10 protein-coding genes and 1 pseudogene are annotated in these 11,993 nt (G+C 60.9%); 3 read left to right on the forward strand and 8 right to left on the reverse strand.

The features are described from left to right. A partial coding sequence (locus EN949_RS26590) for a GGDEF domain-containing protein (protein ID WP_164782551.1) occupies positions 1-956 on the forward strand: 956 nt, incomplete at its 5' end. Between the two features lie 261 nt (positions 957-1,217). On the opposite strand, the gene EN949_RS26595 is transcribed toward EN949_RS26590, so the two are convergent. Continuing rightward, the gene (locus tag EN949_RS26595) at positions 1,218-1,424 is read right to left on the reverse strand and encodes a hypothetical protein (protein ID WP_245459328.1); all 207 of its coding nucleotides are present in this window, start codon (positions 1,422-1,424) and stop codon (positions 1,218-1,220) included. 236 nt (positions 1,425-1,660) lie between these two features. Here EN949_RS26595 and EN949_RS36710 point away from each other — a divergent pair, with 236 nt between their 5' ends. Then, positions 1,661-2,926, forward strand: a complete 1,266-nt coding sequence (locus EN949_RS36710; RefSeq protein ID WP_245459326.1) for a CHASE4 domain-containing protein — start codon at positions 1,661-1,663, stop codon at positions 2,924-2,926. Between the two features lie 7 nt (positions 2,927-2,933). After that, positions 2,934-3,725, forward strand: coding sequence for an EAL domain-containing protein (locus EN949_RS36715; RefSeq protein WP_245472510.1), 792 nt, complete (start codon positions 2,934-2,936; stop codon positions 3,723-3,725). A 202-nt stretch (positions 3,726-3,927) separates the two neighbouring features. Here the strand turns inward: EN949_RS36715 and EN949_RS26605 are convergent, their stop codons facing one another. The 7 genes and pseudogenes from EN949_RS26605 to EN949_RS26635 all read right to left on the reverse strand — a co-directional run. Then, entirely contained in the window at positions 3,928-5,823 is a 1,896-nt protein-coding gene (locus tag EN949_RS26605) for a hypothetical protein (RefSeq protein ID WP_245461012.1), read from the reverse strand. A gap of 80 nt (positions 5,824-5,903) precedes the next feature. After that, the gene (gene ugpC / locus EN949_RS26610; protein WP_013525320.1) at positions 5,904-6,998 is read right to left on the reverse strand and encodes a sn-glycerol-3-phosphate ABC transporter ATP-binding protein UgpC; all 1,095 of its coding nucleotides are present in this window, start codon (positions 6,996-6,998) and stop codon (positions 5,904-5,906) included. Positions 6,999-7,010: 12 nt separating this feature from the next. Further along, entirely contained in the window at positions 7,011-7,859 is an 849-nt protein-coding gene (locus tag EN949_RS26615) for a carbohydrate ABC transporter permease (protein ID WP_063173904.1), read from the reverse strand. Further along, the gene (locus EN949_RS26620) at positions 7,859-8,800 is read right to left on the reverse strand and encodes a sugar ABC transporter permease (protein WP_063173903.1); all 942 of its coding nucleotides are present in this window, start codon (positions 8,798-8,800) and stop codon (positions 7,859-7,861) included. The genes EN949_RS26615 and EN949_RS26620 overlap by 1 nt, the downstream gene beginning before the upstream one ends. Positions 8,801-8,904: 104 nt before the next feature. Beyond that, positions 8,905-10,560: an extracellular solute-binding protein gene (locus EN949_RS26625; protein WP_024504468.1), complete on the reverse strand. Its 1,656-nt coding sequence runs from the start codon at positions 10,558-10,560 to the stop codon at positions 8,905-8,907. A gap of 115 nt (positions 10,561-10,675) precedes the next feature. Continuing rightward, on the reverse strand, positions 10,676-11,683 hold the full coding sequence (locus EN949_RS26630; protein WP_245459246.1) for an NAD(P)-dependent oxidoreductase: 1,008 nt from the start codon (positions 11,681-11,683) through the stop codon (positions 10,676-10,678). Positions 11,684-11,742: 59 nt separating this feature from the next. Continuing rightward, positions 11,743-11,993, reverse strand: a pseudogene (locus tag EN949_RS26635) (hpch/hpai aldolase); the annotation flags it as partial.

An 11,993-nucleotide genomic window follows, 5' to 3' on the forward strand; every position in this document is an offset into this window, starting at 1 on the left:
TGCGCCGACCGGTCGATTTTCAGGGCAACCCGTGCCGGTTCGGGGTGAGCATCGGAATTGCCGCCGGAACCGACGCCAAGCAACTGCTCGTCAACGCCGACCTCGCTCTTTACCGGGCGAAAGGAAGCGGTCGCAACCGACACGAATTCTTTGACGAAGAGCTGCAAAGCGAGATCGTGCGGACCAAGCAAATTGCCGACGAAATCCTGGGCGGGTTGGAGCGCGCCGAATTCACAACATACTATCAGCCGCAGTTCGACGCCAGGACACTTGAGATCGTCGGGGTCGAGGCGTTGTCGCGTTGGAAGCATCCCGAACGCGGCATCCTGGCCCCACAAAGCTATCTCAAAGTGGCCGAAGAACTCAACGTCGTGGCAATCATCGATCGCGCTGTCCTGGAACAGGCGCTTGAGAGTTTCGACCAATGGTCGAACAGCGGTCTCAAGATCCCGCACGTCTCGGTCAATGTCTCCGCCAAGCGGTTGGAGGACAAGGATCTGATCGATGGCTTGCGCAAGCTTGCCATCAGGAAGGGCACGGTGTCGTTTGAGCTGGTTGAGTCCATCTTCCTCGATGAGAATGACGACCTGGTCACCTGGAACCTGGAGCACATTAAGGAACTCGGCATCGACATCGAAATCGATGACTTCGGCACCGGCCATGCCTCGATCGTGTCCCTGCTCAAGCTGCAGCCGCGCCGGCTCAAGATCGACCGCCAACTGATCACGCCCGTCACCCAGTCGATCCCGCAGCGTCAGCTGGTCTCGTCGATCATTGAGATCGGCAAATCGCTCGGCATCGAAGTCATTGCCGAGGGTGTCGAGACGAATGATCACGCGCGCATCCTGAAGGAGCTTGGTTGCGATATTCTGCAGGGCTATGTTTTTGGCCGCCCAATGGACGCCAAGGCCTTCACGGCGTTTGCCCAATCGCGCAAATGGTTGGCCGTGGGGTAAGGTCATGCCTCGCGCGGTAAGGCAGGCAGGCCGAGCGGTTCAACCGGCGCCCAGTCGCGAATTGGCTCGAGCACACTGCACTTGCATCGGCAAACCCACCGCCACCCTTGTCCCCAAAGTGCCCGACCGGCTCTGCGTGCCGGTGAAGTGACCGAAAGCAAATTTCTCGTCAGGTCTCTCAGATCTCATGATCCGACGGTCCGGTGGCGCGGCATGGGCTGTTAGCTCCAGACAGCTGAAGATAGCCAAAAGCGTCCGGCGTTATGGGCGAAGGAGCGCGGCACCAAATTGCGTCCACAATCGATCGCAGTCATTTGCCCTGAGGCTTGGCGTTCCGGGTTCGCCGTAGAAGACCATCGCCGAACGGACATCGTAACCGAGCACCGAGGCATTGGCCACGAACTGAATTGCCATTCCCAAATTCATCGCGTTGATCCTTACCTCGGCTTTAGTGCTGAGATCGACCACGCCGAAAATTTCCGCACCCCCACTTCTGCCGGCCATAACCGTCGTCGAGAGCGCGTTCCCCAAAGCGAGTAGCATTCGTGTTCAGTCCCCGCAAAGGCCGCTCTCGAACGCGCGCGCGGCCAATTTGTTCCTTGGCAGTTCAACGCCGGGTTATCGAACTGGCCTTTTCAAACGTGCAGCTTGCCTGATGCCGCGCCTTTAACGGTCCAGCAGTTTTCTTAGCGTAAAGCAGCCTCATGACGCTGCTCCGGCATTTCGGCGAACCAACACGTCGCCTTTTTTTCAAGCGAACTGCTTTGCCCATCATTGTCGTGACGCTGCTTGTTGCGACCCTCACCACAGGCCTTTTGCTGTGGTCGGCGACCCAGTCCGATGGTGTTGCCGTGTCACGGCAGAAAAGCTTGGTCGCCTTGATCATATCCAAGCTGGAGAGCGGAATAGCCCACGATCAGGAGAGCGTCACCGTCTGGGACGACGCGGTCAGCGCCCTGCGGAGCCAGGATGCCAAATGGGTCGACACCAATCTCGGCACCTGGATGCACACGTATTTCGGCCACGATGAGGTCTACATTCTCGATCCGAAGGACGCGCCCGTCTACGCATTCGCCGATGGATTGGCGGTGGATCCGGCGAGCTACCAATCCATACGCCCGACCACTGCGCCTCTCGTGGAGAACCTCAGGGCGGGGCTGAAACAGGGGGACACCGACGGCGTCACCGAGCAGGTGCTCACGATAGGTGCTTCCGACATGGTCGTCATCTCCGGCCATCCTGCCATTGTCAGCATCAAGCCAGTCGTTTCCGACAGCGGCCACATTGCACAAGTACCAGGTCAGGAATTCCTACACGTTGCCGTTCGCTATCTGGACGGCAGTCTGCTTGCCTCCTTGCGCCAAGACTATCTCCTCGACGACGCACACTTCTCCTGGTCAAACATGCTTAGCTCTGAAGAGGCGTCCTATCCCCTTGTCGGTCGCTCTGGTTCGACTGTCGGCTTCTTTGTGTGGCAGCCATATCGGCCCGGGGCGTTTGTCCTTTTTCAACTGGTGCCAACACTCGTGGTGGTGTTCGGACTGGTACTTGGCGGAATTATTGTAGCTCTGGCCGCTTTGCGCCGGCGGACTTTGAGGCTGATTGAGACCGAGAATCACATCTATCACCTGGCCCACTACGACCTGCTTACAGGGCTGCACAGTCGCGGCCATTTCAACAGTCGTTTGGCTGATGCGCTGACACTGCTGCCCGCGACGGGCGAGCAGCTCGCGATCCTCTATCTTGACCTCGACCGGTTCAAGCAGGTCAATGACAGCTTTGGCCACCCTGCCGGCGACGAGTTGCTCAGGGAGTTCGCAGACCGGCTGAGGCGGCTGACCGTGGAGGTTGACACGGTGGCGCGCCTGGGCTCCCAGGGACGGGGTGGACCAGGTCGAGTTGGTGCGGAAAGCCGACCTCGCCCTGTATCACGCCAAAGCCGGCGGTCGCAGCGGCTATGCTCTGTTTGAACCCGAGATGGACCAGACGCTGGCAAAGCGTAAGGGTCTCGAACAGGACCTGCGCAAGGCGCTGCAAACGCCCGGCCACATCCGGGTGCATTATCAGCCGCTTTACACCGCCGACACCAACAGGATGACGGGCGTCGAAGCCCTCGCGCGCTGGTCGCACGCAGAGCGCGGTTGGGTCGCCCCTGACTTGTTCGTACCATTGGCAGAGGAAACGGGGCTCATCGAAGTTCTAGGCGAGCTGGTTCTGCGCCAGGCCTGCCTTGACGCGGTGCATTGGCCGATCGAGACCCTGGCAGTGAACGTATCGGGGTTGCAGCTGAACAATCCGAGCTTTGCCATGAAAGTGACGAGCATCTTGTTGGAAACGCAAATGGATCCACGGCGGCTCGAGCTGGAGGTTACGGAAAGCACGCTCTCCCAGCGCCCCACCGAATGCCAGCAGAACATGGCAGCGTTGCGCAGTGTCGGGGTGCGCTTTGCGCTTGACGATTTCGGTACGGGATTTTCCTCATTGGGCCGACTGCAGAGCCTGGAAGTGGACAGGATCAAGATCGACCGAAGCTTCGTGCAGGGCTTTGGCGGCTCGAACGGTGACGAGGCCATCGTTCAGGCGATTATCGACCTGGCTCGCGCGACTGGCCTCAGCACGACAGCGGAAGGGGTCGAGACCGAGAGCCAGTGCAATTATCTGCGCAAGCTCGGCTGCGACCAGCTACAAGGCTTTTTGCTTTCAAGACCGGTGCCAAAAGAGGACCTTCAGGAACTCCTCGACGGCGGATCAAGGCGGGCGACCGCATGAAAATGCGTCTATGTGATTCCCGACGGTCGACGATGCCGCACGCGGATGCAAGCAGCGAATCTTGGCGGCCTGGGACAAGGTGCGTCGACACTCCCCTGGCCAGTGACGCCTGACGATCTGTGTCACCCGCTTCGGGCCAGAGCGATTGATGCGGCTGCGCATGACGCTGGGCTCAACTCTCAACCTCAGCGCACATCGGGCTCTAGGTCGAAAATGGTAGGTCGAGATCAACTCGCGCGACGGCGTAAGCGTCAAGCGAGATGAATTGGTCATCCAGCGGTCTTGCGGTACTTTCCATGAAGTTGGGATCGGTTGCCGCCCGTTCGAACTGCTCGGCGCCAAGAAGAGCTATACGGGCACTGCTCGGCGCATCCGGAAGTTTCACAGATTGCGCCTTGGAGGTAAGGTTGGCGACCCACAGTGTCACGCGCCAATCTTTTTCAGCTGCGATCGTCGCAATGGCGTCAGCGCCGGAAGTTCCTACGGACAGCAGGGTGGCTCCGCCGAGCCTTGAGAGACCCGCCATGACATGGAAAGCGGGATAGACCGTTCGGCCGTCCTGCTGGTCATACCATGGCTGGACGAAATCAGCCTTCCTGTGGATATGGCCAAAGGGGCCGGTGAAGTCCCCTACCGCGACGGCCTCGACCCCTTCGCGAGCGCAGGCCGCGAAATAGCCGAGCGTCCATGCCGCATTGAACAGCCCGCGCTGCCGCGGATCGATGCGGCTCAGACATATGCGGGCGTTCGCTTTGTTCGGCGCGGTGCCCTTTCCGTAGGGGTTCTCGCGGCAGCCGAGCTGACTGGGACCTATGCGCAGCGGCACGCGGTCGCCCGTGAAAGCATGTGCCGAGCGTATCTGATGAGGGATAGCCTGAAGCGTTTCCATCACCGAAATATCATCCGCCGCGTGCACGCTTGGACAGGTGGTGAAGGTCACGTAGTCGAGCGCTTCGGCTGGCGGACGCTTGCGATTGAGTTCGGTGAAGTAAGCGGCCATGCCTCCGCCCAGCCCGATCCCCGGGAAAGCCCGGCGAGCGGCGGAGTAGCATTCGTGGAAGCTGGGCATGACCGGCCGCGGTGCTCCCGGCTGAACGGATTTCATGTCCTGCGCCGGAAAGACGGAGACAGCTTCCAGTTTGAGGCCGATTGTATGGACCGCATCAGCGACGGGCGCCAATTCGCCGAATGGGTCGAGCGTGCCCTTGGTGATGATCTCGAGGACCACGCCTGCGCCGGTCAGCCGTGCAAGCGCGGCGTAGCTTTCGAGTTCATCTTGGCCGTGTCCGAATCGGAGATCGACTTGGCAGACCATCCACTGCGGAGCCATTCGTCGTAGAAGCTCGGGGGATTCAAGCGCGTGCCTTGCCTCGTCGCCAGCGACGCCGACGCCAACGCGAGGCACTTGGCCGACGGGTCTGCCGATCGTCAGGTTGATGAGTGGATTGCGGTTTTCAGACGCCCCGGCACGAAGCGTTCCTGACACGTGTAGCCGGACGACCTGGGTGAATTTCTGGCCCTTGGGCAGTCGGTAAGGCCACGGGCGACGCAGAGGGCGGACATAGGTTTTATAGGAAGCGTCAGACCAATTGCGTTGATCCTCCATCTCGAAGGCATCACCGTCCATGGTGCATGTGGCCCAGATCCCAGGCGCGATCTCATGCGACAACGCCCGGATATCGGTGAACGGACATTTAGGGTCGATGTGGTCCGGAAAGAGCGATAGCTCATCATGACCATCCTCATGCAGCACCTTTACCGGCTTGCCCGCCAAGGCTTCGATCGGATGAAGGACGATGAAGCCGGTCCGATTCGTCAAAAGGTCAGTCTCGGGCTCTGCCTCGGCCGCAAAAGCCAGCGCACCATCACTACTGCCCGAGATCCGTACCTGATAAGCCAGGCGACCGGATGTTGCGGAACATGTTGCACGGTATGCGACGCTGAACACATCCAGCCTTTCATCGATGTGGAGATCATCGAGAACGGCTGTAGCGGTTCCCCAATTTTCGTCCCGCACAAGGAACGAGATTCCGCGCAGAATCTCAATTCCGTCAAGGCGGATGTAGCGTAACGCCCCATTGTCGAAGTCGACCGACAACGGTCCCGCGCGAAGTGTGCGCAAGGGTGGCTCTACCTGTTCGGTTCCACACAAGCGGAGGGCTCGAGATGCTGCCAAGGTCAAATTGCTTGCTCCGTCGCAGCGTCAAAAATCGACGCCCGGTTCATGTTGATGTCGATCGGCAGTCTCTCGCCGGGACGGCTGACGTCGTGCGCCTGAAGCTCCGCCACCACTGGCGCGCCGGCAAGGCGGAAGGTCGCATAGCTGCGCGAGCCAGTCGGCTGCAGCAGGTCGATGGTTGCATCATAGCGCAGCGTGCCCGGCTCGGGGGTAGCAGCGTGTGCGCGTGTCAGATGTTCCGGGCGCAGCCCGAGCAGCACCGACTGCCCATCTATAGCGCCATTTAGAGTCCGCCCGGGGGCGATCGGCAGCAGACCATCGGCCAGCCGGATGGCGGCGGCGCTCCCGTCCAAAGCCAGCGTGCCCGGCAGGAAGCTCATGCGTGGGGAACCGAGAAAGCCCGCGACGAAGATCGAGGCGGGGCGCTCGAACAGTTCGAGTGGCGCGCCCTGCTGCTCGATCAACCCGTCGCGCATCAGCACGATGCGGTCAGCCAGTGTCATCGCCTCGATCTGGTCATGGGTGACGTAGATCATCGTCGTGGCGATGTCCTGGTGAAGGCGCTTGATCTCGCCGCGCATTTCGTCGCGAAGCTGGGCATCCAGATTGGACAGCGGCTCGTCGAACAGAAAGATGCGGGGGTTGCGGACTATGGCGCGGCCGATGGCGACGCGCTGACGCTGCCCACCGGATAACTGGCGTGGAAATCGCCCGAGCAAGGGGATGATGCCGAGCATACGCGCTGCCTCGGCAACGCGCGCCTCTACCTCGGGCTTCGGCATCTTGCGCGCCTTGAGACCGAAGCCGATGTTCTTCGCCACGCTCATATGTGGATAGAGCGCATAGTCTTGAAACACCATCGCCACGTCACGATCGCGCGGCCGCAAGTCATTGACCACCTCGCCGCCAATCTCGATCGTGCCTTGCGAACTCTCCTCCAGTCCTGCAATCGTCCTCAAAAGGGTACTCTTGCCGCATCCGGAGGGGCCGACCAGAACGGTGAACTCACCGTCGCGAATGTGGAGGTCAATGCCGCGCACCGCATGGAAGGCGCCGTAGCGCTTGTGCAAGCCGGTGATCCTGACTTCAGCCATGCCTGCCTCTTTCTATCCGCGAACGGCGCCGAGCGTCAGCCCGCGCACGAGATGTCGTTGAGCAAGGACTCCCAGAGCGATGGATGGCACGAGGGAAACAATGGCCAGGGCCGCCGCTTCACCATATTGCGCGCCCTGGAAGCCGATGAAGGAGCGGAATACGGTTGGCAGCGTGAACGCAGTTCGACTGGTCAAAATGAGCGCGAAGAAGAACTCCGTCCAGCAAGCGATGAAAGCGAAGACGGCCGCCGCGACGATGCCCGGGGCGGCAAGCGGCACGGCAACACGCCAGAACGCCTCCCAACGCGTGCAGCCATCGACCAGGGCCGCCTCCTCCATCGACTTCGGCATGCCGCGGAAATACGCGAACATCATCCACACCGACACCGGCAGCGTGAAGACCGTGTAGGCGATGATCAGGCCAATATGGGTGTCGTACAGCCCGACGCCACGATAGATAAGGAATACCGGCAGGACGATGCCGATCGGTGGCAGGAAGCGCTGTGACAGCACCCAGAAAGACAGGTGCTGGCCGCCCGTGTTGTAGCGCGCCAGACTATAAGCCATCAGCGTGCCCAACAACGCTGAAAGCACCGTGGCCGACAGCGAAATGATCAGACTGTTGATGAGCCCGTCGAGGCCGCGATAAGCGAACAGCGCAGCTTTGTAGTGTACAAGGGTCGGCTCGGTAGGGAACCAGACGGGCGGCACGGTGAGGTAGTCGTCGCTCGGCTTGATCGAGGTGTTGAACATCCAGTAGAGGGGCCACAGCACGAACACGAGGAAGAAGCCGAGCAGCAGCATGCGACCGATCGGCACCGACCGGCGTTTCCTGCGGCGGGCGGGCGCGACGGCGGCCATCAGACCGGCTCCACCTTCAAGAGCCGCCGCACCAGCAGCGTCACTACCAGCGCGGTGAAAATCAGGAATAGCCAGCTTCCGGCCGTCGCCTGCGACAGATGAAACTGGGTGAAGCCGACCGTGTAGAGATAGTAGGAAGCCGTGTAGGTTTGCGTACCCGGGCCGCCGCCGGTCATGATAAAAATGGTATCGAACATTCGGATGGCGTCAAGCAGGCGGAAGGTCAACGCCAGCAGCATCATAGACCCGAGATGCGGCAGCGTGATCGCCCAGAAGGCCTGCCAGGCATTGACGCCGTCGAGTTCCGCCGCCTCGTAGAGGTTCGGAGGGATTGCGGTAAGCCCGGCGAGCAGGACGACAAACATGAACGGAGTCCACTGCCAGACATCAGAGATGATCAGCGAGACATAAAGCCATGGGCGCTCGGTCATCCAGCCGATCGTCACCTCCTGCCCCAACAGTTGCGTCAGGATGTAGTTGGTTGGCCCGAAAGGCCGCTGAAGCAGCAGCGTCCACGCTTGGCCGACTATCACCGGGCTGATGAAAAGCGGCACGATCAGGATCGACATGACGACACCGCGCCCCGGAAAGCTGCGCACCATGGTGAGCGCCACCAGAAGGCCCAGCACGAATTCGATGGCGACGCTGATGCTCGACAGGCAGGCCGTCAGCAAGAGCGACCACCGTGCCACGGGATCGAACACCACCCGCTCGAAGTTTTTCAAGCCGACAAAGGCGTGGCCCGGCACCTGGAAGTCGTAGTTGATGAAGGACACGACCAGTGAGAACAGCAGCGGATAGATCGACAGCGCCAGTATCAACAGCACCGCGGGCGCGACCAGAAGCCATTTGAAGTGGCGGTCCGCCCACTGTGCGAGGGTCGAAAGCCGAGGCGGGGCGCCGGTGGTCGTCATGCGACTGATCGTGGTGGTGTGCGGCATCGATTTATTCCAAAGATCGCCACGCGGTTGAGCCAGGGTGTTGCGAGCGAAGCGCCCGCAACACCGGTCTGGTGCTAGAAACCCGGCTCCCCTCCAGGCGAGTCTCAGAGGGTGACTGCCATGCCAAGCTTCTCCACTGTGTTGTCAGCGGTGGCGCCGGGCAGTTTCAGGAACTCGGTGTAGAATGCCTTTTGCGACTCCATCCCGAGCCGATCGGTCGTCTCGTTCCACTCGGCGGCCGCTGTTTCCAGCGATGCTTTCGGATCCGCACCAGCCCACACTGCGGTGCACATGCGGTCGATGCTCAAGAAATAGTCCTGCGCACCTGGCATGATCGGGTCGAGCAGGCCGACATTCGCCGAGTTGTTGAGGTTGGCCAGGTACTCCTTGGCGCTCGGGAACAGTGCTCCATAGAGCTCCGACTTGAAATGCGAAATGCGGTATGGGTCGCGCAGCGCATAGGGCAACATGCAGCGCGCCAGTGAGACGGGAGGCGAGCAGGCCCACTGCATGAACAGATACGCCGCCTCCGGATTGGGCGAATCCGCCGACAGCGCCTTGTTGTAGCCGGTGGCATGTTCCGGATTGCCCGGCACGACGGCATAGCCAACCTTGCCAGCGATCTGCGACTGGGGAATGAAGTTGATCGCCGTGGCGGATTGCGAATAGTTCGCCGCCATCCGGCCGCTTGGAGGCCAGGAATAGATCATCGCAACCTTCCCCGTCAGGAATGCCGCCCAAAGGGAGACGGCGTCGAGCTCGTTGTTACCGGGGATCGAGGCCTTGTTGGCCGCGAGCATGTTCGTCAGCGTCTTGACGCCCGCATCCGACACCAGGCCGGCCTTCATGTCGTCGCCGAACAGTTTCCCGCCGTTGGCACGGTACTGCTGCAGAAAGTCGAACTGATTGCCCGGGCTGCCCGCCTTGCGGAAGTGGCCTGCACCATAAACCTTCGGTGCCATCTGGTCGGTGATGAATTGGGCGATCTGAGCATATTCCTCCCAGGTCTTCGGTGGTCCGAGCTTCGCGTTGAACTTGGTCTGGTAGGCCTCCATCATCTTCGGATCCTCGAAGATGTCCTTGCGGTAGTAGAGAGCGAACATGTCGCCGTCGTCGAAGAAGCCCCAGATCTTTCCCTTGTAGGTCGGCAGCGCCTTGTAGAGAGGATGATAGTCCTCGAGGTCTGCAGGGTTCATATATTTGGCGATATAGTCGTCGAGAGGTGCGATGACGCCGCCATCGGCGAGCGACGGTGTCCAGGCTGGCGAGATGTCGAGCACGTCATAGGCGCCTGAGCCGGCAATGTGCTCGGCGACCGCCTTGGAGTATTGATCGGGATTCGACAGTTCGACCACATTCGACTTCATGCCCGTAAGCTGCTCCCACATCGGCCCACTGAAATTGCGTGGATCGAGCGCCTGCAGGCCTGCCTCGTAGGTCATGTTGATCGTGACGCCCGCATGCGCCTTGGCCGCCTCGACCGCGCGGAAGGCGGAGCCCTCCGCCGGTCCTTCCTTAGATGCTTTCAGCGCAGCGGCCTGCGCCTGTCCCAGCGGCGACGTGGCGTCGGCCAGTTCGAGCTTCTGCTGCGCCAGCGCCCAATCGGTCATCATACCCAAAATGGGTGCAGACGCTGCCAACATACCGGTCATCTGGCCGAAGCGGGTTATGAAATTCCGGCGGGTCGTTTCGCCACGCATGAAGGCGTCGACCTCTGCTTCGAGACCGGCCTGAAAGTCACGTTTTTCACGATCGTTCATAGTGCTTGGTCCTCCCGTTTTCTCATTTGCTCACTCGTCCGCAGGCGCGGCGGTCGAGCATTCCTCCCGTAAGGCCCCCGCAATGGCCGCGGCGGCGCGCCAAATTCTCGCACTCCTAGCTTCCGAAGCGGCCCGCGAAAACGGCCAGCCTATCCTTCCACCGCTCGCTCGAAAGCACCTCGCGATTGACCACACCGCGCGGCTCGCGACCATGTTGAACCTCGATTACCGCTTTGACGTCTGCAGCGCCGTTGCCGGCAAAGCACTGGTCGGTCCAGCACAATGCGTGCGGCGCAAGGATGACGTTGTCGAGTTTGAGGATTGCATCGTCAGCATCCGGCGGCTCCTGCTCCAGCACGTCGAGACCGGCGCCGGCGATACGACGCTCCCGCAGGGCTTGTGCCAACGCCTTCTGGTCGACGATCGGGCCGCGCGCTGTATTGATCAGGTAAGCAGTAGGCTTCATCAGGGCGAGCCGCTCGGCACTGACGAGATGACGCGTGTCAGGCGTCAGCGGACAACTTACCGACAGCACGTCGGCGCGACGAAACAGATCTTCCAGTCCGACCAGCTCCACGCCTAGTTCGGCAGCGACCTTCTTGTCTGCAAATGGGTCATGGGCGATGAACCTCATATCGAAGGGCTTTGCCAGGCGAAAAACTTCGGCGCCTATGTTGCCGATGCCGAGCGACCCCAGCGTACGCCCCACGAGCCCGACACCCATATGTTGGGAGCGCTCCTGGAAGCCATGAGGTCCCTTACGGGTGAGGGCGTCCTTCGTGAACAGCTTGCCGGTGAGTGCCAACATAAAGGTGATGACGGATACGGCGACCGGCCGTCTTACCCCATCGGGCGTGATGACCAGAGCGATGCCGGCGCCAGTGCAGGCCTCGACGTCGACAGTATCGTAGCCGACGCCGAAGCGGGCAACGACGGCCAGCCGACCGCTCTTGGGGACACTCGTGGAAACGAAGCGATGAGTGAGAAGGATCAGCGCATCGAAGTCCTCAAGCTGGTCGGCGCGAAGCGGGTTATTCGATTCCAGGAATGTCATCTCGAGGCCTGGCGCCTTGCGCAGAGGCTCCAGGTCGAAGTCGGGATAGGTCAGCGAGCCGTCCGGCATGCGGAAATCACCGGAAAGCGCCACCTTGAACTTTAGGTCGCCCATTCTCTCCTCCGTTCTTACTGGCACCCGGCCCGGATTTTGGAGACCGCGTCGGCGATCGCGTCGTGCAGTATCCAGACGTCGCCCGAATAACAAATGAAGTCGAAGCCTTGTGCGTAGAACTCGTGGCCCTGCTGGACGTTGGGCACCAGGCGCCCGAGCGACTTGTTGTGCCTTTTGGCGGCGGAAACGATTTTGGCCATCGCGGCGATGAAGGTCGGGTGCGCGAAGTCGCCGGGAATGCCGAGCGAGACCGACAGATCAAAGT

Source organism: Mesorhizobium sp. M7A.F.Ca.US.007.01.2.1 (assembly GCF_003998165.1).
GTDB classification, from domain to species: Bacteria; Pseudomonadota; Alphaproteobacteria; order Rhizobiales; family Rhizobiaceae; genus Mesorhizobium; species Mesorhizobium ciceri.

Coding starts and splice junctions, on each gene's coding strand:
- EN949_RS36710 (WP_245459326.1), top strand. CDS start 1,661: ATGACGCTGCTCCGGCATTTCGGCGAACCAACACGTCGCCTTTTTTTC.
- EN949_RS36715 (WP_245472510.1), top strand. CDS start 2,934: ATGGACCAGACGCTGGCAAAGCGTAAGGGTCTCGAACAGGACCTGCGC.
- ugpC (WP_013525320.1), bottom strand. CDS start 6,998: ATGGCTGAAGTCAGGATCACCGGCTTGCACAAGCGCTACGGCGCCTTC.
- EN949_RS26615 (WP_063173904.1), bottom strand. CDS start 7,859: ATGGCCGCCGTCGCGCCCGCCCGCCGCAGGAAACGCCGGTCGGTGCCG.
- EN949_RS26620 (WP_063173903.1), bottom strand. CDS start 8,800: ATGCCGCACACCACCACGATCAGTCGCATGACGACCACCGGCGCCCCG.
- EN949_RS26625 (WP_024504468.1), bottom strand. CDS start 10,560: ATGAACGATCGTGAAAAACGTGACTTTCAGGCCGGTCTCGAAGCAGAG.
- EN949_RS26630 (WP_245459246.1), bottom strand. CDS start 11,683: ATGCCGGACGGCTCGCTGACCTATCCCGACTTCGACCTGGAGCCTCTG.